The following is an 18784-nucleotide window of genomic DNA, read 5'->3' as shown; positions in this document are numbered from 1 at the left end:
GGCACAATAGTGAGAGCTAGAGAAACATGCGACCATCCCCGCCGCAATAGGCCAGAATTACATGAGGCCTATTTTTATCAGGGATAATTTATTGGGGATAAAATAAGATACAGAAAGTTTTCAGTAAACCCTATCTGTGTCAACTGTTAACGATGGATAACAACTAACAAGGCCTTTGCTTCAGTTTTACCGACGTTCTTGATCGCATGATTTTTATCGGCATCGTAGCGGGCAGTTGCCCCTACTTTGACTTTTCTGCGACTCGTCTCCACTTCGACCTCAACGCTGCCATGCAAGACCGTCAAATGCTCACTGGCGCCGGGATCGTGCGAATTCGAGACCAACGCACCGCCTGGAGCCAGCGTGAGCTCATACCATTCATATTTGCCAGCTAATTCCATAGGACCCAATATACGCAAGGTATAGCCAGCATGCTCTCCAGGTAAAGTTGGTGTTTCATGAGACTCCAATAAACGTATCTCGTCTAATTTTGGCCCTTCAGAAGATAATAATTCCGCAATAGAAACACCCAAAGCATTGGCTAAGCGCCAGGTCACAGCAATGGTGGGATTGGCTTTTTCACGTTCTATTTGTGACAACATCGACTTAGAGACACCTGCCGTACGCGACAGGTCTTCCAGAGTCAATCCACGTTCCAGACGCATTTTTTGCAAAGTAGCGCCAACTTCAGGAGGCGTATTCAACAAAACTTTTTTCATACAGACTATTGCACCATTAAAAAAGTACGATTAATATTCGATATATTGAACTTTAGTTCTCAATATCGAAATTTCAAGATGTTTGGGAAATAATTTAGCATAAGTTTAACAGCTTTAGTTTAGCTTCCCTTATATTCCGGAGACAATCATGGGCACCAACACTTCCAGACAACACTTCATCAGCAATCTTGCTGGCAATCTTGATAACTTACGCGAACAAGGCTTGTTCAAAAAAGAACGCATTATTGCTTCACGCCAAGGCGCAGAAGTCGTCTGTGATGATGGCCGCACACTGATTAACCTATGTGCCAACAACTATTTAGGTTTATCTGGCGATGAATCCATGGTGCAGGCATCGATAGAAGCGACTGAAAAATTTGGCTATGGCCTGTCTTCGGTGCGCTTCATCTGCGGCACACAAACCGTACACAAGCAACTAGAGCAAGCCATTGCCAGCTTCCTCGGTACAGAAGATTGCATTTTGTATGCAGCGGCATTCGATGCCAACGGCGGTGTATTTGAACCTCTGTTCGATGAAAATGACGCGATTATCTCTGACGCATTGAATCATGCGTCCATTATTGATGGCATTCGCTTGTGCAAAGCAGCGCGTTATCGCTATGCGCACAACGACATGGCCGATCTGGAAGTGCAATTACAAGCAGCTGCCGACAAACGTCATCGCATCATCGTGACTGATGGCGTGTTCTCAATGGATGGCACGATTGCCCAGCTCGACAAGATTTGCGAACTGGCAGACAAATATGATGCTTTAGTCATGATCGATGAATGCCACGCGTCTGGCTTCATGGGCGCGACAGGTCGTGGTACGCATGAACATCACAATGTCATCGGCAAAATTGACATCATCACCGGCACGCTGGGCAAAGCATTAGGTGGAGCTATGGGTGGCTTTACTGCTGGCCGCAAAGAAGTGATTGATACGCTGCGCCAAAAATCACGCCCTTACCTGTTCTCGAATACTTTAGCTCCATCCATCGCCGGCGCATCTCTGTCCGTCTTGCAGCGTTTGTCTTCGTCAACAGAATTGCGTGATCGCCTGCATGCCAACACCGAACACTTCCGCCGTGAGATCGTCGCTTTAGGTTTCACCATCAAACCCGGCACGCATCCAGTTGTTCCAGTAATGCTATTTGACGCACCTGTGGCGCAAAAATTCGCTGCGCGTCTTTATGAGCTCGGTGTTTTTGTCACCGGTTTCTTTTATCCGGTCGTACCAATGGGACAAGCGCGTGTGCGCGTGCAATTGTCCGCAGCACATAGCATAGAACAACTCAATACCGCTCTCGCCGCCTTTGCTCAAGCTGGTCGTGAATTGGGCTTAATTAAGTAAATACAATCAGATTCGTTATATTCGTTATTACAGATTATCAGGAAACACCATGGAAAAAATTTTAGTTATCGGCGCTAACGGCCAAATCGGTAGCGAGCTGGTTGAAGCATTAGCCAACCAACATGGCGCCGCAAATGTAATCGCGGCAGACATCACACAAAACAGCTTGTATGGCGCAGCAATCTACGAAGTAATTGACGTTCTGAACGCGGAACGTATTGCTGAAGTTGTTGAGAAATACGAAGTCACACAGGTCTATCAATTGGCGGCTTTGTTGTCGGCAACTGGTGAAAAAGCGCCATTGAAAGCCTGGGAACTGAATATGGATGGCCTGCTCAACATCCTTGAGTTGGCGCGCATCCGTGGCGAAGCTGGCAAACCATTGAAAGTATTCTGGCCTTCTTCAATTGCCGCTTTTGGTCCAAACACACCAGCAGTCAACACACCGCAATACACGGTGATGGATCCAAGCACCATTTACGGCATCAGCAAATTAGCGGGTGAACGTTTGTGCGAATATTATTTTGAAAAATATGGCGTTGATGTACGCAGTATCCGCTATCCAGGCATTATCAGCTTCAAATCTCCTCCGGGCGGTGGAACGACTGATTACGCGATTGCAATCTTCCATTCCGCATTACGTGGTGAAGCATACAGTTGCTTCCTGGAAGCGGAAACAACATTGCCTATGATCTACATGCCAGATGCGATTCACGCCACGATTTCTTTGATGGATGCACCTGCCACCAAACTTTCTATACGTTCTTCGTATAATGTTGCGGGTTTAAGTTTCAATCCACGTGAATTAGCCGCTGCAATCAAACAAAATTTGCCCGCATTTGAAATACACTACGCACCAGACAGCCGCCAGGCGATCGCTGCGTCCTGGCCACAAAGTCTGGACGACAATCAAGCGCGTGCAGACTGGGGCTGGCAAGCAAAGGTAGGCTTACAACACTTAGTAGAAGACATGTTGAAAAACGTGCGTATAGAAACTAAGGAGTTGAATAAGGCAGCATAAATAGCGATACATAATAAATTTAATATTTGAGACAAAGAGGAACAAACGATGGACATGCGTGTATTCGATTTATTTAAAATAGGCGTGGGTCCATCCAGTTCCCATACGGTTGGCCCTATGCTGGCGGCGCGCCGTTTTTTGCTGGAATCAAAAAATCTGTTCCAGGCTGAAAAAGTCCAGGTTGCGCTTTACGGCTCTTTAGCCCTAACAGGAACTGGTCATGCCACAGATAAAGCAGTCATGTTGGGTTTGATGGGCGAAACCCCGCAAGAAGTCGCACCAGAAAGCGTTGAAGAAAAACTGGCGCAACTCACTAGCACGCATAAAATGCATTTGCTCGGTGAATATCCGGTCACATTCGATCCTGCCGTCGATATTCTCTGGCATAAACAAGAAGTATTGCCCGGTCATCCAAATGGCATGAAGTTCATCCTGACGCACAAAGACGGTAGCGTCGAAGAAAAAGCCTACTACTCAACTGGCGGCGGCTTTATCTATTCAGCAGAAGAATTAGAAAATCCTGATGCGGGTAAAGATGTCGATAGCAAACCTGTACCTTTCCCATTTTCAACGATGGCGGATTTATTGGCACACGGCCAGCGCACTGGACTGTCCATCACGACCATGCTGCGCGGTAATGAAATCGTCCATTGCAGCGACGATGAATTAAATGCAGGCCTGGATAAAATCTGGAATGTCATGAAAGGCTGTATTTCACGCGGCCTGCAACTCACAGGTGAATTGCCCGGTGGCCTGCATGTACAACGCCGCGCCGCCAAATTGTGGCGCACTGCGAATGAAACGACCGACGTGTTGCCACACGATGGCTTGCACCGTGTGAGCTTGTATGCCATGGCAGTCAACGAAGAAAATGCTGCAGGTGGCCGTGTCGTCACAGCACCAACCAACGGTGCAGCAGGGATTATTCCTGCCGTATTGCGCTACTACGCTGAAGACTGCAAACCAAGCAATCCGGAACAAGGAATTCGAAATTTCCTGCTCGCCGCTTCCGCGATTGGCATGCTGTGCAAAAAGAATGCATCTATCTCCGGTGCTGAAATTGGTTGCCAGGGAGAAGTCGGTGTCGCTTGCGCGATGGCAGCTGCCGGATTGACTGCCGCATTAGGTGGCACCAATGAACAAATTGAAGCGGCAGCAGAGATAGGTATCGAGCACCACCTTGGCATGACGTGCGACCCTATCGGTGGATTGGTACAAATTCCCTGCATAGAACGCAATGGCATGGGGGCGGTTAAAGCGATCACTGCAGCATCCTTGTCACTACGCAGTGATGGCACACATAAAGTAACCCTCGATGATGCGATTGAAACAATGCGTCAAACAGGTTACGACATGCAGGCAAAGTATAAAGAAACTTCATTGGGCGGCTTAGCTATTCACGTCGTCACAGTCAATTACGCGGCTTGCTAAACCAAGCTGAGGTTTGATGTGAATGAAAGTGGCTCCCAGGACGAACCGCGGGAGCCATTTAATTCAGATCAATACATACTAAGCTAATTCCCAGCCGGAATATTTAACCGGCAAACGCACAATCGGTTTGCCTCCGGCAGCTAGTAGCGCATTTGCCACGGCAGCAATGATAGATGGCGGCCCTTCCTCGCCAACGCCTGCTATTTCAGTTCCCTGACTCATGACCAGCACGTCGATGGTTGGTGTTTTGGACATCTGCATAAGTCGGTAAGTATCAAAATTCCCCTGCTCAACCATACCATCCTTAAAGCTAATTTCACTGAATAGCACAGCACTCAATCCAAAAAAAGTGCCGCCTTGCATCTGCGCTTCAACCATTTTGGGGTTAGCCACGATTCCCGGATCGATTGCTGCAAATATTTTTGATAATTTGAATTTACCCGGCGCAAGTACTTCAATTTCGACGATATGAGCGCTGTATAAATCTTCTCCAGTTCCATTCATTGCAAAACCGCGAAAACTATTTGGCATCAGCGGCGCATCCCATTTCGCATGCGTGGCGAACTGATTAATAAAACCCAAAGCACGCGGATGATTACGCAATAAACGACGACGATAAGCAATCGAATCTTCCCCAGCGGCACGTGCAGCCAATTCCAAGGTTTGCTCAATGAAAAGCGTGTTCTGAGAATTGCCCACCGAGCGCCAATATCCACAAGGTACGCCAAAATCGATGTTATCCCAGCGCGTATCCATTGTAGGAATCGGGTAGGCCAGACCAAACAGCCCCATGATTGTGCTCCAGTCAAAACCTTTATCGCGGGGCCATTAGTTACCTTACTATAGGCCAATAAGGACGGACTTGCCATATCGGTTCGCAGTGCCATCGGCATAAACTGCTCATCTAAAGCGAGGCGCAAACGTGCTGTCGTCATTGGTCGATAATAACCGGCTCGTGTATCGTTTTCGCGCGACCAAATTGTTTTCACAGGTACACCGATGTCTTTTGCAATCAACGCAGCTTCGATTGCAAAATCGTGCTCTAAGCGGCGACCAAAACCGCCACCGACATGTTGCGAATGCAAAGTGACTTGCTCAACCTTCAAACCCAAGGCTTCTGCGATACCGCGTTGTGTATCGGATTGACTTTGTGTGGATATCCATACTTGAACGCGATTTCGACTCACTTCGATGGTTGCGTTCATAGGTTCCATCGTCGCATGTGCCAAAAACGGCGCCTCAAAAGTTGTATCGATTATATGTGCCGCTTTTGTTAATGCAGCTGCAGTGCCATCAACGTTTTGTCGACGTGCGCTTGGGAATGGCAAGCCATCCCCCTTCGTTACAGCATCCAACAATGCCGCACTCATTTGCTCAGAATCGAGAACAGGTTTATTGCTTGCACGCCATACCGGTTTCAATAATTTCAAAGCGACAGTTGCCGTCCAATAACTATCCGCCACCACTGCAACTGCGTTAAACAACACGACAACCTTGTGCACACTTTTCAACTTGAGTGCCGGGCGCTGATCAACACCAACAAGACTCTCGCCAAAACGCGGTGCATGCATCACTGCTGCATAAAGCAAGCCCTGAGGCATAACATCTATACCAAAAATTGCAGAACCATTAACCCGCGAAGGTATGTCCGCACGGGGCGTCGATTTGCCTAACACTTGCCAATCCTTCGGTTCTTTCACTTTAGGTTTTTGGGGCACAGGAAGTGTCGCAGCAATGTCAAAAAGCTGACTAAACGCAAGCAGTCGTCGGGTTGATTGATGATAAACAGTGCCAGATTGCAAAATACATTCTTCAAGTGGCACCTGCCAAAGCTGAGCAGCTGCAAGCAACAACATGTCACGCGCCGCAGCGCAAGCTGATCCAATCGTAATGCGCGCAGCGATGAATCCCCTGCTACCGAAAGTCGTTATACCTGGTGGTACACCACCACGATTTTGATGAAATTCAGCAATCACGGGAGCGTGTTCGACATGAATTTTCTCCATAGACAGCGTCAATTCTTCGGCAACAATTTGTGCGATCGACGTAAAAGTACCCTGTCCTAAACTTGTCACGGTTGTATAGGCAATAACTTCGTCGCTGGCGGTAAATTTCAACCAAAAATCAAACGGCGATTTGACAGGCTCTACCTTTAATTCTTGTGCCTGTGCATCGTTGCTGGCACTTATATTTGACACACCTAAAATCCAGGCGCCAGCTACCACACTGGAGCCGATAAAAAGTCGACGTGACGGCATTGAGGGGGCGTTCATCATGTCCCCTCTGACGTTGTTTGCGCCAAAGCTGCTGCCGCGCTGTGAATTGCTGCACGTATTCTTGTGTATGTTCCACACCGACATAGATTTGTCATTGCATCATCGATTTGTGCATCGGTCGGTTGCGAGGTACGCGCCAATAATGCAGAGGCCGCCATGATCATTCCTGATTGACAGTAGCCACACTGTGGCACCTGATGTGCGATCCACGCTTGCTGCACAACATGAGTGCAATCAGGCGAGAGCCCTTCGATGGTGGTAACCTTACGCTTTTGAATTGCTTGCAATGGCAGTACGCAACTTCTGACTGCCTCGCCGTTGACATGCACAGTACATGCACCGCACAAAGCGGCGCCACAACCAAATTTGGTGCCTGTCAAACCCAAATCTTCGCGTAAAGCCCACAGCAAAGGTTTATCTGCAGCGGCTTGAATGCGCCGCTCTTTTCCATTGACATGAATAGCAATCATCGTTAGCCGTCTCACATTTTGATTATTAATAAAAACGACCTATTTGATAATTGCAGCAGGGATCGCTGCATAATCGACGGGTACCCAAATGTATTTACCACCTAAATCACGGACTCGGCCTATCCCTGGAAAAGAGAAATGCGCACCACCAATTAAATACGCTTGTTGTGCTGCCTCGGCAAACAGTTGCTTACGCAGCGCGATACCTTTGGCTGGGTCGGCTTCGCCTGGTGGGATCGCATCTAACAGCTCGAATTGAACCTTATCATTGACAACAAAGTCACCCCAAAATACCATTATTTGGCCTTCACTTTCGAGGGCATAAAAACTGTGCCCCTCGGTATGACCGTGACTTGCAATTGCTCTAAAGCCAGAGAAAAATTCCGTGTCGCCGTCAAAGGTTTGATATTTTTTGGCGTCGATGTATGGTTTCAGCAAGGCGACTACCGTTTTTGCGCCTTCGTTACCTTTTTTTGCTAATTTTTCCCATTGCACCAGTTCGCGGTAATCAGCGTGCACGATGGCATTTGGAAATGAACGCACTCCGTTTTCTGACAAGCCACCAATATGATCACCATGCATATGGGTAATGTAGATATCATCAACCTGTTCCGGACGATATCCGGCGGCTTTCATATTGTTAAAAAGTTGTCCGTAAGTTGGCGCGGAACCACGCCCCCCGGCATCAATCAAAATCAATTTCGTACCTGTGTTAATTAAGTAAGCAATCGTTGAAAAATCATTCTGTGGCTGTAAATGTGTTTTTGCTCGCAACGCTTGTTTTTGCTCCTTACTCAAATCAGGGAACAGGACCTCAAGGCTTTCTGACCAGGGTGAGTTTTCGTCAAGCAGTGCTGTTACCTCCGACGTTCCCACTAACGTCCGATAAAACGCGGGGGCTTGAATACGTACCAAGGGCGCCTCAGCATGAGCGACGTCCATGACGCCGACGGCACTGCCTAACACGCCGAGAGCACAAACGATGTTCAAACCAAATCTCATCGATCTAGAAACCTTGTTATTCATTTTGAACCTCAATGATCAGATAAAAATCCAATTATGCAAATTGATCAGAGTCAGGTTAAGCGTGATGTGATGAAGCAGGAAAAGCGTGTGATGAGAGGGTGGAGTTGGCTATATTCAAACCCAATTAGCCACTGCTATACTGCTTCTCGAGCATGGGTGAGTCCATGCACCATGTACCGTTCACCATAACGTCAAACAAATGCCAACATTAACCGCAGTGCCGACAACAAGAATGTCCTCAACACAGATATTCAACGCGCTTCTCATTAACTTAACGATTTGGTTTGGTATCTGCACCGTAGGTGCTGCCGGCAACTTTCAAGACTTACTTAAAGAAGGGCGAAACTTAGATTTCTATCGACTATGGCTCAGTTGGGTAGATAACCACGTACCCCTTATCCTGATGAGTAGCATTTTGTTCATCACATTGAGTAATCGTTTGTCGATCATTAATAGTGCGCAAAAAATTGCTCGTCTTTATGTTGCGCTTGCGCTTTGCTTCTACCCTCTGCACATGTTCTACAATGCTGCCTCAAAAACCTTGCGGCAATCTGAAGAATTAAATTTGTACAACTGGATGCAATCGCTGGCCACGTATGATCATTTCACTTGGTTTCTCGAATTTGCTTGGTTTACTGGTACTTTTGCGGTCATAACTGCCATCTGTATATGGCATCAAGGTCAAGAACGTGCTGCAACACTGCAGAAAGCGGAAACGGCCAATTTAAATCTACATCTGGCGTTGGAACAACAACGCTTACGCTCAATAAGGCAGCAATTAGAACCGCATTTCATTTTCAATGCGCTCAACGCTATCAGTGCTCTGGTACGTTCAAATGAAAAACCAATAGCACTTTCCGGAATACGACAACTCAGCGATTTACTGCGCTACGCACTCAATGCCAGCAGCAAAGATTGGGTGCGCTTTAGCGATGAATTGCAATTTGTTCGCGACTATCTGGCGCTACAAAATCTGCGCTATGGAGAGCGCTTACAAATGCATATACAAGGAGATAGCGACACCGTCATGCATGGCGATTGCCCTCCACTTCTGTTACAACCCTTAATTGAAAATGCATTGCGTCATGACCTGGATTGCCATGAACAACAATGCAGCATTTTTTTGCAATTCTCACTCCATGGCGAACAACTACACATACATTTAAAAAATAGCCTGGGACAACAAAGTACGCCAAATCCTGGCTTAGGCATAGGACTTGCGCAGACGAAGACGCGTTTAGATTTACTGTACGCGGGTCAGGCTATACTGCATACAAAAAAAACTCAGGAGTATTTTGAATTGACTATTCATATACCACTTCAAAAGCCTGAAAGGATTCTATGAGCTCCTCGGAAAATGCCATACGCACCCTGATCGTCGATGATGAAGAGTTGGGTCGTAAGAATCTCTACTATGCACTAAGTGAACATGCTGACTGGCACGTCGTCGCTCAAGTCGGCAATGTTGCCAATGCGCGTTTAGTCTTAGCGACCGAGGAAATCGATGTGATTTTCCTCGATATTCAAATGCCACGTGAATCAGGACTGGATTTGGCACGCGAACTGGCGTCAAAAGAAAAAACCCCCTTGATTATTTTTATTACGGCATTCAATGAGCATGCTATCGAAGCTTTCGATTTGCATGCGCTCGACTATTTACTTAAGCCGCTAGATGATCACCGCCTGCAACTTGCATTAGAACGTGCGTCGACGATGCTGCAACTCAAGCAACAAGCCAACTACGCCAAATCGCTGCGCGCCTATGCAAATAGCGAAGCTATTCTTACTACCAAGCAAACCACAGATTATTGGCAATTTATCAGCGTACGGTCGATAGGCAGCATCGAGCGTATTGCACTCAAAGACGTGTTCTGGATAGAAGCACAAGGAAATTACATGCAGCTTCATTTGAAGGATAAAAAGACACTATATCGGGCATCAATGAGTTTACTTGAAAAGCATTTGGATCCTGCCATCTTTTTGCGTATACATCGCAGCACTATTATTCGCAAAGATCAAATCATAAAAATGCAAGTAATGCCGGACAACAGCTATAAAATGGCGCTCCGCTGTGGCAACCAAGTCTTGGTCAGTGAACGCTATATCTCGGCTGTTAAAAATTGGATCAACGCTTGAGAACAAAAATCGATTATCGCCCAAAGCTTCCGTCCACTGCAAATTAAAGGAATACACCGCACTGGGACAAGCTTGATCTATGCTCATCCACATTGTTCTTTCCACCGTCCACGTTCAGAACAGATTTAAAATATACACTAAAAATATGCACTAAAAATATACACACTGAACTTCTCAGTTTTCCGAGCAATGTATTAAATCCTGGTCTTACATTAACAATCATTTCTGCCTTAGCGAGGCGATTTCAGTTTCAAGTGCTCTGATTCGTGCATCTTTTTCATCCAAAGCGTTTTTTACCTTCGCGCCGTCAAATCTCACCGGAATGTGTTGCGGACAATTGGCATCCCATGCAATTAGCTTAATGACGATAATCTGCTCAGGCTTTGCTGCGTAACCCTGTGGCATCAATTTCTGTAGTAATGCAACATCATCCTCAATGACTTTCGCTTCTCCCCAAATTTTAATTCGTTGCCTGTTTGCATAGTCCATTAAAAATAGATGGACCTTGGGATTTTCCGAAAGGTTACCTTGCGAAATAAATTGCTTATTACCACTAAAATCCGCAAAGGCTAAAGTGTGAGCATCCAGCACTTTAAGAAATCCCGCGGGTCCACCCCTGTGCTGAATATAGGGTTGACCATCGGCATTCACCGTCGCCATATAAAAACTGGCCTGAACAGCAATGTAGTTTTCGAGTTCAGGGGTGATGATTGACTCCCACGAGCCATTCTGTTCCATTCTCGCATAAGCGTGACGTGAGCCTTTGCGCTCTTGTATCGTTTTAACGGCAGGAGTAAACGCCACGTCGCTAATGTATTCGAATTTATTCATACCGCTATCCAAACCTTATATCGTGGAAAACAAGTCGGTCTGCGACAGCGACGCATGATCGTCCCGATTCAATGCAAATGATTGGTATCCAAAGCCTCTAAATACCCGCCTCTTTACGCAAACGCAAAAAAGAAACACCCAATTCACTCGAAGCCTTTGCATAGGATGTTCCGGCGTTAAGCAAGCGATCGGCGAGCTCAAATTGATTAGCATTTACTGCCTTAGCAACCTTACTCACTTCGCTATGGAAAAGTACGTGCTTGTGCACGCAATCAGCATGCGATGACAACTTTCCGTAGCTCGCTTTGCCTGGACCATGCAGCCATAACCCCAACTCGCAACAATCGTCTCTGGACAAGGTAGCCAAGTCCAATTGCTCACGTTTGACAATGGCCGAACGGAGCTTGGTTTTCCACTGGGCGTGGGTTTCAACAGCGTTATCGAGATTCATATCCCCCCCCTAAGCAGACTTCGTCAATGTTACGATAAGGAGCGAAATCAACGCTTAAAACATCGGTTGGTTTCGCTCCGGCATCAAGCCATTTCTTTATGCTGTTTTTGCGCGTACAACAGGGAAATCGATATCTGTCAGTGCCACGTTATTAATGTAATTGGTTAAAACATTCACAGCAACATTGGCAACGATTTCAACCACAGCAGCATCATCGAATCCGGCGAGGCGCAAAGTATCCAAATCCGCATCATTCACGCGACCATGGGACTGAGCTACACGTAAAGCAAACTGCAAAGCTGCTTCTGTGCGTGCGTCTTCAGAACGACCATCGCGCGCTGCATCGATTTCAGTGCTTGAGATTTTGGCGACATGACGTCCCAGATAATCGTGCGCCGAAAGGCAGTAATCGCATCCGTTGTATTCAGCAATCACCAATGCAATACGTTCACGCAATTGCACATTCAACGTACCCTTGGCCAGCGCCCCATTGAGGGACAAATAGCCCTCTAATGCAGCTGGACTATGACCAACCAGTTTCATCAAATTAGGCGTTACGCCCAATTGTTTTTGTACCGCAGCGAGCAATGGCTTGGATGCTTCGACGGAAGTTTCAACGCTAGGAATGGAGATACGTGACATGATAATTTCCTTTATTCGATAAAAAAATAGGTTTAGATGGCTTGGTTAAAAGCATTTTTACCCGGGCTGTCGCTGCGTTTCGAGCGAATGAGAGAACTATATTCAGTTAACAAACGATATGGAATAATCGAAAAATTGAATTCACTATTCCATTTTTAGAAATAATAATAATAATAATAATAAGAAGATCAATCGTAGCGTCCGGTGTTAGTCGCGACTTTCTTCATAAGATTCTTCTCGCAGTCTGCCAATTACTTTTCAACCTAAGCGTGTTGAAATGAGCGCTTTAGTCACGAATTGAGCTGATGATTACACAACAATTACACCTAAAAATTATTGTAATCACTGATAAAATCACTGAATCATTTCATTTATCAGAATAAATTGAGGCGCAATGAGCAAATTTCACCTGATCACTGTTTTTGTCGCCGTGGTTGACACCCATGGTTTTGCAGCTGCAGCGCGCAAACTTAATATGTCACCACCAGCTGTTACCAGAGCCATTAACGATTTAGAGACGCAGCTTGGGCTTCGACTTTTGACGCGAACCACTCGCACCATTCGCATCACCGAAGCAGGTGAAAGGTATGTTCAAGATTGCCGTAGAATTCTTGCAGAAATGGCTGAAGCAGACGAATCTGTCAGCGGCATGCACAGCGCCCCCAGAGGTCGGCTCAGCATCACAGCACCGGTCTTGTTCGGCAACAAATACATTACGCCGATCATCACGGAATATTTAAACCTTTATCCCGAAGTCAGTGCCTCATGCCTGTTTTTAGATCGCGTTGTAAATCTGTTAGATGAAGGAGTTGATGTGGCAATTCGCATCGGTGATTTACCAGATTCCAGTATGCAAGCAATTCGCGTGGGGCACGTTAGAAGGGTGATTTGCGCAGCACCAGGCTACCTCGCTCGGTATGGGATTCCAAGCTCTCCGGACGATTTGCATCGACACAGCATCATTTCAGCCAGCAGTATTACACCTAATCTCGAGTGGCAATTAAACGAAAACGGCGCACTGCGAACCATAAAACTACAGGCGAGAATGACCACCACCACCAATGATTCAGCGATCACCGCGGCCCTCAGCGGATTTGGATTAGCGCGCCTGCTCTCCTACCAAGTCGCAGAACATCTGCAATCGGGTAATTTAAAAACGGTGCTACCGGAATTCGAACCGGCCGCATTGCCCGTCCATATCGTTCACCGCGAAGGACGGCGAGCACCACAGCGCGTGCGTGCATTTTTAGACTTGGCGGTGGAACGCTTGCGTGAAAAAGTGATGCCGTAGTATATAACTCACACAAATTAGTATATCTCGCCGTCATTGAATATTTTCACGACCAGTTCGATGACCGATCAACAATATCATCTGGTAAAAATTTGCTGGGGTTTTAAAGAAAATTCCTGCACTCCTGTTTGCCATAAAAAGAATGCCCAACGATTCGCTTTTTGCGTAAGCGCGTCTTCCGTCGTCGTACTTTGGGCCATTGTTTGCAGCAACACTGGTTTATTTTTATTCGTGCTTAAAATTTGCAAGCCTGCAGCCAATTTGGCTGTCATCCAGATTGGTGCCTTCGTACTTTTTGCATCTGCCGTCAACAAAATCGCAGGATAGGCAACCTCTGCACGCAATTCCGCGTAGGCCGTTCTTGGTGTGTTTATTTTCGGCTTTATCAGTCCGGGCGCCTTTGGCAATTCCTCGCTGGCAACATCGTGCGCGGCCACGGCTGCGAACAAATCTGGCTGACGCAACATCGCTTTGATGAGCGCACTGTTGCCGGATTGCATTTCTTCTGCCACTAATTTTTTAGGTGAAGCGTAGTTCTCCTTGACCAGATAGCGCGCAACAGTTGCGATATCGCTGACAGCATCGACGACTTTTGCAGACTGTGTTCCAGCGACATTGATATTCAGATTTGCTATCACGCCACCCTTCTCTAGCCATGCCATATCTCCAAATTCCGTGGCGACATCCGTGCCAGGCGCAATCCGCAATAAAACCGGATGTTCGGCATTCTTTTCGAAACCACGCAGATAGCTCAGATCCACGCTAAGACTCCGTCCATCCGCAGCAGGAATCAATAAAGGTCTCCTCTCAACCGGATTTCCCTCTTTAACGACTTCACGTTGCATGGGCACCGCAGCAGTGACGACTGTGGTTTTTCCTTGCGGCGTCATTGTGTAGGCACCAGCACTCGCGTTTGCAGTTTTCAAATTAAAACTCAGTAATTCAGTATCATGATCCACATGTAATTGTGTCAAAACACCACTTTCTGGCAACGTGAGCTCAGCAAGTGCGCCATTGGTGAGATCAAGCTTAAACAGTTTGCTTCTGCTATCGTCAGCGGCAAGCGCATGCCAAAACAAATGAGTTTTACTGACAGCAATGTCTTTAATTTCAGTTGCGCTCGCTTTGACCAGCTCTTTAAATTGACTCAACTGCAGCTTGTCACTTGCCTTACTTAAATCCATTTTGAGTATTTCACCGCTAGCAGATTTTTTATTGGTGAGCAAAAATAACTGCTCACCTTCCTGTATCAGCGACTGAACTTTATCGACGGGCATTGCGAAATTTTTCCAGGGAATCTCTGTTGTTCTTATTTCAGATTGATTGACATAGAAATAGCTACGCTCCTTTCCACCCGCTCTACCCTCTGTTTTTTCCTCAGACTGCGAAATGGAAAGCAATAGTAACGGGGTTCCTGTCAACGCAGTAATCACTGGTACGTCCAGCGAACTCATCTTCAGTTTTTTTGCAAACGTTCCAGTCGCTTGCGCTCCTATAATGATTTTGTCGTTTTTTTGTGGCTGACCAATCACATGCAGCCAGATATCCGTTTTATTGAGGCTGCTTGCAGCCAGGCTTTGACTATAAATGAGCGCGCTACTATCAGCAGTCCAGATCATCGATGGTTCTGCAACGCTTCCTGCTGACGCACAGAAAATATTATCGTCCGATAGTTCGCCATCCAGCACACTGACAACACGGATCAACACTTCACCAGATGGCTGCTCTAACATGAGTGCAAGATGCTTGGCATCTGGCGCAGCTGCCACGCGTAACAGATGTTCGCCGGGATTTTCAACATATAGCACACGCTCACTGCCTATGATTTCATTACGAATAATCAGACGGGTGCGCTGATCACTAGCCGACTGAGTATAAATCTCAGCACCAGTGACTTTTAATTCTATACGTGCCGATTTTTTTGCCATGGGAGGCACTATTGTTTTCATCACCAACGGCGTGGTGGCCACGTTCTTTTGGACACGCGAAGCAATATCAAGATCTTGTAGCCGGGCAAGCAATTCATCACGAGCATTAATACGGCTTAATAACCGGCCGGTTAAATCGTTTTGCTTTCTCAGCCAGGACTGCACCTCGATCTCATCTAAATTTTGTAAGGCACGTAAGGGATCAATCTGACTTAAATCACGATTCCCGTTAGTAACTGAATTCGGCATTAGGCGTGGCACGTCCGGATACTCACCCCAGGTTTGAAGTTGAGCACGCGCTGGGAACGCCATCGATCCCATCAGCAAGCAGCCAAGCAAAGATTTTTTTAGCATTCACATTCCATTTGAAATTCTGCATATCAACAAACGATTAGTCATCGATTTTATCCGGATGAGCGGACATTTCAGGAGGTATTTAATGAAGTTCATGCCTCAAATCCCGCATTTCATCGCAATCTGGTCGCACCCTTGGTTCTTTTTCCCTAAAGTGATGACATCGCAACTGACTTAACACTCACTGAAAGAACATCGGAGAAAATCATGAAAACCTTGAATAAAGCCACTATCAGCCTCGCAACTCTGGCAGCCATTGCTGTTACGGTCATCGCTAGCGCCAACGTCCGTCCATTGAATGCAGCTTCAGTCGCCGCTATCCCAAGCGTGACAATTAGCGCGCACAAGATGTCTGAACAAGAGAAAATCGCCTACGATATCGCGCAATCAGGATTGGCAATGCAAACCGTAGTCATTGAAGCAAAACGCTTAAATCTTGAACAAAAACTTGTAATGAACCAAGTTGATAGTAAAATCTTGCAGAATAAGCTTAACGCACACAAAAAGTCAGCTTTAGTTATTTAATTAATATAATTAAAATTAGCTGTCATTTTATCAATATCGACATTATGATGTTGTCGGACACGTAAAATTTTTCTGCAGCACGCTTATTTGTTGGTTTCACTTAGAATAACCGCAGGCAATCATGTTAAATAAAACTATACTTCGCAGCTTGTTTTCCATCAGCGTTCTGTCCGCCTTAATGTGCGGCAATGCCTATGCAGTGGCGTCTTTGTCAATTCCACAAGGGCAGTCAGAGAAAGTTCAACCAGAAAGCGCACAAGCTGCACCTGCCAATTCTGAAAATGCACAACTATCGTCATTATTAGACAGAAGCGGCGTTGACCGCGCCTCAATTCATTTACAGGTATTAATGCAGTCTAACACGCACTTCTCTGACAATTTGACACCAAAAAAGCCCAGTGTTGTGGCTAAAAAAAACCAGGTTAAACCCGCCAGCAACTCTTGATGATCAGATCTGATCCAGTCAATTTTAGATTGCACTACGATCAATGCGTTTGCTCAAAATAATGGATGTCGAGGTTTGACGCACGCCATCCATGGCGCCGATCTGATCCAATAAGCGATCGAGTGTATCAGTGGTATCACAACGCAAAGTCAGCATATAGTCGATAGCACCGCTAACGGCACATAATGTCTCAGTTTCCGGCAAATGCTGTAAATACTTAATCAATCCTGCCGCATAGCGCGCCTCTACCGATAGACCTACGTAAGCTCGAACTGCCGGTTGCACCAGTTTTTGACTTAATTTAACGCCATATCCGGCAATGACCCCGCGTTTTTCCAAAGCCGCAATCCGTGCAATAACGGTTGTTCTGGCAATCCCAACTAGCTTTGCAATCGTAGTAACAGGCAAGCGTGCATCATCCATCAGCAATGCCAATACTTTATTATCCACTTCATCGAGTTCTGGTCTCATCTTGTCATTTTGTATTAAATCATAGTCAGATTGTATTACCTTCATGCAGTATGACGATAACTTAGACACTATTATCTGACAAAACTTAAGCCTAGACTTATCTCAGGAACAAAATTAACAACACTTTGAGTGTGAATAAAATTCAGCCCAGCTGCATTTTTTCAAACATCAAATAACCACAACTTTCCGGAGACAAATCATGGCAACGAAACTCATTCTGTTGGGCGCAGGTAAAATCGGTGATGCAATTCTGAATTTATTGTCACACACTGGTGACTATGAAATAACCGTTGCGGACCGTGATCCGGAACGTCTCAAGTACGTAGAACAAGCAGGTTTTCCTCATACCCGTGTAGTCCACGCTGATCTTGGCGACAAAGCTGTAGTGACTGAGTTGATTCGCGGTCACAAAGTGACGTTGTCAGCTTGTCCGTATTTCCTCACCCCAATCATCGCTGGTGCTGCGCGCGAAGCAAATTCTCACTACTTTGATCTGACTGAAGACGTAGAAAGCACACGTGTAGTCAAACAGCTTGCTGAAGGCGCAGATTGCGCATTTGTTCCACAATGCGGTTTGGCTCCGGGCTTTATCTCCATCGTAGCGAATGACGTGGCAAAAAAATTCGGAACACTGCGCGATGTCAGCATGCGCGTCGGTGCCCTGCCAACTTTCCCTAACAACGCGCTGAAATACAATCTGACCTGGAGCACTGACGGCCTGATCAACGAATATTGCAATCCTTGCGAAGCCATCGTTGATGGTCAGTTACGTGAAACCGCAGCACTGGAAGAAATCGAACACTTCTCCCTCGACGGTATCGACTATGAAGCCTTTAACACGTCTGGCGGTTTAGGCACATTGTGTGAAAGTCTTGAAGGCAAAGTGCAAAACCTGAACTACAAAACTGTACGCTACCCTGGCCACCGCGACATCGTGAAAATGCTGATTCGCGACCTGGAATTGGGTAAATTAGAACGCCGTCCTATCCTAAAAGATGTGTTAGAAACCTCGATTCCAATGACCAAACAGGACGTGGTATTGGTTTTCGTCAGCGTAGTCGGTATGCGCGCTGGCCGTCTGGAGCAAGAATCCTACGCGAAAAAAATCTACGCCCAAAACGTTAACGGACAACTGTTGTCAGCGATTCAATTGACCACAGCGTCAGGCATCTGCGCGATGGTGGATCTGGTGGTTACTGGCAAATTGCCACAGCATGGCCTGGTACGTCAGGAACAGACCAATTTATCTGATTTCCTCGCCAATCGCTTTGGTAAATATTACGCCGTATAATTAGACGGTACGTTGACCCGTACTTAAAAAGTACTGGAATAGTATTACCGGCCAAAAACCAGACTTAGTTAAACCAGCCTTTTTTATTTTTGTATGGCGGACTCCTTGATGGATCGTATCCG

Annotated in this window: 19 protein-coding genes; 9 read left to right on the top strand and 10 right to left on the bottom strand. The window is 46.3% G+C overall.

Annotated elements, in window-relative coordinates; all coding sequences use genetic code 11:
* Positions 1-146 precede the first annotated feature (146 nt).
* Entirely contained in the window at positions 147-719 is a 573-nt protein-coding gene (locus ACO0KY_RS09695; RefSeq protein ID WP_186910752.1) for a helix-turn-helix domain-containing protein, read from the bottom strand.
* 148 nt (positions 720-867) lie between these two features.
* On the opposite strand from ACO0KY_RS09695, the gene kbl reads away from it, so the two are divergent.
* The 3 genes from kbl to ACO0KY_RS09680 are packed head-to-tail and all read left to right on the top strand — an operon-like array spanning position 868 to position 4525.
* Positions 868-2073, top strand: a complete 1206-nt coding sequence (gene kbl / locus ACO0KY_RS09690; RefSeq protein ID WP_423045601.1) for a glycine C-acetyltransferase — start codon at positions 868-870, stop codon at positions 2071-2073.
* 49 nt (positions 2074-2122) lie between these two features.
* A complete protein-coding gene (locus tag ACO0KY_RS09685) occupies positions 2123-3094 on the top strand; it encodes an NAD-dependent epimerase/dehydratase family protein (RefSeq protein WP_186910750.1) in 972 nt (323 codons plus the stop codon).
* A gap of 48 nt (positions 3095-3142) precedes the next feature.
* A complete protein-coding gene (locus ACO0KY_RS09680) occupies positions 3143-4525 on the top strand; it encodes an L-serine ammonia-lyase (protein WP_422989015.1) in 1383 nt (460 codons plus the stop codon).
* Between the two features lie 78 nt (positions 4526-4603).
* Here the strand turns inward: ACO0KY_RS09680 and ACO0KY_RS09675 are convergent, their stop codons facing one another.
* The 4 genes from ACO0KY_RS09675 to ACO0KY_RS09660 are packed head-to-tail and all read right to left on the bottom strand — an operon-like array spanning position 4604 to position 8297.
* Positions 4604-5056 carry a molybdopterin cofactor-binding domain-containing protein gene (locus ACO0KY_RS09675; RefSeq protein WP_423045598.1) on the bottom strand — a complete coding sequence of 151 codons (453 nt, stop codon included), beginning with the start codon at positions 5054-5056 and terminating at the stop codon, positions 4604-4606.
* The gene (locus ACO0KY_RS09670; protein ID WP_423045596.1) at positions 5056-6798 is read right to left on the bottom strand and encodes a molybdopterin cofactor-binding domain-containing protein; all 1743 of its coding nucleotides are present in this window, start codon (positions 6796-6798) and stop codon (positions 5056-5058) included. The genes ACO0KY_RS09675 and ACO0KY_RS09670 overlap by 1 nt, the downstream gene beginning before the upstream one ends.
* Entirely contained in the window at positions 6798-7271 is a 474-nt protein-coding gene (locus ACO0KY_RS09665; RefSeq protein WP_423045594.1) for a (2Fe-2S)-binding protein, read from the bottom strand. The genes ACO0KY_RS09670 and ACO0KY_RS09665 overlap by 1 nt, the downstream gene beginning before the upstream one ends.
* Before the next feature lie 39 nt (positions 7272-7310).
* The gene (locus ACO0KY_RS09660) at positions 7311-8297 is read right to left on the bottom strand and encodes an MBL fold metallo-hydrolase (RefSeq protein WP_423045592.1); all 987 of its coding nucleotides are present in this window, start codon (positions 8295-8297) and stop codon (positions 7311-7313) included.
* 199 nt (positions 8298-8496) lie between these two features.
* On the opposite strand from ACO0KY_RS09660, the gene ACO0KY_RS09655 reads away from it, so the two are divergent.
* Positions 8497-9642: a sensor histidine kinase gene (locus ACO0KY_RS09655; RefSeq protein ID WP_423045590.1), complete on the top strand. Its 1146-nt coding sequence runs from the start codon at positions 8497-8499 to the stop codon at positions 9640-9642.
* Positions 9639-10433, top strand: coding sequence for a LytR/AlgR family response regulator transcription factor (locus ACO0KY_RS09650; RefSeq protein WP_423045588.1), 795 nt, complete (start codon positions 9639-9641; stop codon positions 10431-10433). The genes ACO0KY_RS09655 and ACO0KY_RS09650 overlap by 4 nt, the downstream gene beginning before the upstream one ends.
* Before the next feature lie 219 nt (positions 10434-10652).
* On the opposite strand, the gene ACO0KY_RS09645 is transcribed toward ACO0KY_RS09650, so the two are convergent.
* The 3 genes from ACO0KY_RS09645 to ACO0KY_RS09635 all read right to left on the bottom strand — a co-directional run bounded on the left by ACO0KY_RS09645 (position 10653) and on the right by ACO0KY_RS09635 (position 12357).
* Positions 10653-11264: a pyridoxamine 5'-phosphate oxidase family protein gene (locus ACO0KY_RS09645; protein WP_423045586.1), complete on the bottom strand. Its 612-nt coding sequence runs from the start codon at positions 11262-11264 to the stop codon at positions 10653-10655.
* 97 nt (positions 11265-11361) lie between these two features.
* Positions 11362-11715 (bottom strand): CZB domain-containing protein, encoded by a 354-nt coding sequence (locus tag ACO0KY_RS09640; RefSeq protein WP_186910744.1) that lies wholly within the window; start codon positions 11713-11715, stop codon positions 11362-11364.
* 96 nt (positions 11716-11811) lie between these two features.
* Complete coding sequence (locus tag ACO0KY_RS09635; protein ID WP_186910743.1) at positions 11812-12357, bottom strand: carboxymuconolactone decarboxylase family protein; 546 nt, start codon at positions 12355-12357, stop codon at positions 11812-11814.
* A gap of 394 nt (positions 12358-12751) precedes the next feature.
* Between ACO0KY_RS09635 and ACO0KY_RS09630 the strand changes: the two genes are divergently transcribed.
* Entirely contained in the window at positions 12752-13648 is an 897-nt protein-coding gene (locus ACO0KY_RS09630) for a LysR family transcriptional regulator (protein ID WP_423045583.1), read from the top strand.
* A 77-nt stretch (positions 13649-13725) separates the two neighbouring features.
* Here ACO0KY_RS09630 and ACO0KY_RS09625 read toward each other — a convergent pair whose 3' ends face one another.
* A complete protein-coding gene (locus tag ACO0KY_RS09625) occupies positions 13726-15930 on the bottom strand; it encodes a hypothetical protein (RefSeq protein ID WP_423045581.1) in 2205 nt (734 codons plus the stop codon).
* A 207-nt stretch (positions 15931-16137) separates the two neighbouring features.
* Here ACO0KY_RS09625 and ACO0KY_RS09620 point away from each other — a divergent pair, with 207 nt between their 5' ends.
* Positions 16138-16455, top strand: coding sequence for a hypothetical protein (locus tag ACO0KY_RS09620; protein ID WP_423045579.1), 318 nt, complete (start codon positions 16138-16140; stop codon positions 16453-16455).
* A 121-nt stretch (positions 16456-16576) separates the two neighbouring features.
* The gene (locus ACO0KY_RS09615; RefSeq protein WP_423045577.1) at positions 16577-16900 is read left to right on the top strand and encodes a hypothetical protein; all 324 of its coding nucleotides are present in this window, start codon (positions 16577-16579) and stop codon (positions 16898-16900) included.
* Between the two features lie 24 nt (positions 16901-16924).
* Here the strand turns inward: ACO0KY_RS09615 and ACO0KY_RS09610 are convergent, their stop codons facing one another.
* Entirely contained in the window at positions 16925-17371 is a 447-nt protein-coding gene (locus ACO0KY_RS09610; RefSeq protein ID WP_186910738.1) for an Lrp/AsnC family transcriptional regulator, read from the bottom strand.
* Between the two features lie 199 nt (positions 17372-17570).
* On the opposite strand from ACO0KY_RS09610, the gene ACO0KY_RS09605 reads away from it, so the two are divergent.
* Complete coding sequence (locus ACO0KY_RS09605; protein WP_423045575.1) at positions 17571-18662, top strand: saccharopine dehydrogenase C-terminal domain-containing protein; 1092 nt, start codon at positions 17571-17573, stop codon at positions 18660-18662.
* Positions 18663-18784 lie beyond the last annotated feature (122 nt).

Source organism: Undibacterium sp. Dicai25W, from assembly GCF_049340505.1.
Lineage (GTDB): Bacteria > Pseudomonadota > Gammaproteobacteria > Burkholderiales > Burkholderiaceae_D > Undibacterium > Undibacterium jejuense.
This window is presented reverse-complemented; position numbering and strand designations above follow the sequence as displayed.

What these genes read in the sequence shown, in the direction of transcription:
- ACO0KY_RS09625 (WP_423045581.1), bottom strand. Translation starts at nt 15,930, where the DNA reads ATGCTAAAAAAATCTTTGCTTGGCTGCTTGCTGATGGGATCGATGGCG.
- ACO0KY_RS09610 (WP_186910738.1), bottom strand. Translation starts at nt 17,371, where the DNA reads ATGAGACCAGAACTCGATGAAGTGGATAATAAAGTATTGGCATTGCTG.
- ACO0KY_RS09695 (WP_186910752.1), bottom strand. Translation starts at nt 719, where the DNA reads ATGAAAAAAGTTTTGTTGAATACGCCTCCTGAAGTTGGCGCTACTTTG.
- ACO0KY_RS09675 (WP_423045598.1), bottom strand. Translation starts at nt 5,056, where the DNA reads ATGCCAAATAGTTTTCGCGGTTTTGCAATGAATGGAACTGGAGAAGAT.
- ACO0KY_RS09655 (WP_423045590.1), top strand. Translation starts at nt 8,497, where the DNA reads ATGCCAACATTAACCGCAGTGCCGACAACAAGAATGTCCTCAACACAG.
- ACO0KY_RS09620 (WP_423045579.1), top strand. Translation starts at nt 16,138, where the DNA reads ATGAAAACCTTGAATAAAGCCACTATCAGCCTCGCAACTCTGGCAGCC.
- ACO0KY_RS09685 (WP_186910750.1), top strand. Translation starts at nt 2,123, where the DNA reads ATGGAAAAAATTTTAGTTATCGGCGCTAACGGCCAAATCGGTAGCGAG.
- ACO0KY_RS09645 (WP_423045586.1), bottom strand. Translation starts at nt 11,264, where the DNA reads ATGAATAAATTCGAATACATTAGCGACGTGGCGTTTACTCCTGCCGTT.
- ACO0KY_RS09660 (WP_423045592.1), bottom strand. Translation starts at nt 8,297, where the DNA reads ATGAATAACAAGGTTTCTAGATCGATGAGATTTGGTTTGAACATCGTT.
- kbl (WP_423045601.1), top strand. Translation starts at nt 868, where the DNA reads ATGGGCACCAACACTTCCAGACAACACTTCATCAGCAATCTTGCTGGC.
- ACO0KY_RS09630 (WP_423045583.1), top strand. Translation starts at nt 12,752, where the DNA reads ATGAGCAAATTTCACCTGATCACTGTTTTTGTCGCCGTGGTTGACACC.
- ACO0KY_RS09605 (WP_423045575.1), top strand. Translation starts at nt 17,571, where the DNA reads ATGGCAACGAAACTCATTCTGTTGGGCGCAGGTAAAATCGGTGATGCA.
- ACO0KY_RS09635 (WP_186910743.1), bottom strand. Translation starts at nt 12,357, where the DNA reads ATGTCACGTATCTCCATTCCTAGCGTTGAAACTTCCGTCGAAGCATCC.
- ACO0KY_RS09650 (WP_423045588.1), top strand. Translation starts at nt 9,639, where the DNA reads ATGAGCTCCTCGGAAAATGCCATACGCACCCTGATCGTCGATGATGAA.
- ACO0KY_RS09665 (WP_423045594.1), bottom strand. Translation starts at nt 7,271, where the DNA reads ATGATTGCTATTCATGTCAATGGAAAAGAGCGGCGCATTCAAGCCGCT.
- ACO0KY_RS09670 (WP_423045596.1), bottom strand. Translation starts at nt 6,798, where the DNA reads ATGAACGCCCCCTCAATGCCGTCACGTCGACTTTTTATCGGCTCCAGT.
- ACO0KY_RS09680 (WP_422989015.1), top strand. Translation starts at nt 3,143, where the DNA reads ATGGACATGCGTGTATTCGATTTATTTAAAATAGGCGTGGGTCCATCC.
- ACO0KY_RS09640 (WP_186910744.1), bottom strand. Translation starts at nt 11,715, where the DNA reads ATGAATCTCGATAACGCTGTTGAAACCCACGCCCAGTGGAAAACCAAG.
- ACO0KY_RS09615 (WP_423045577.1), top strand. Translation starts at nt 16,577, where the DNA reads ATGTTAAATAAAACTATACTTCGCAGCTTGTTTTCCATCAGCGTTCTG.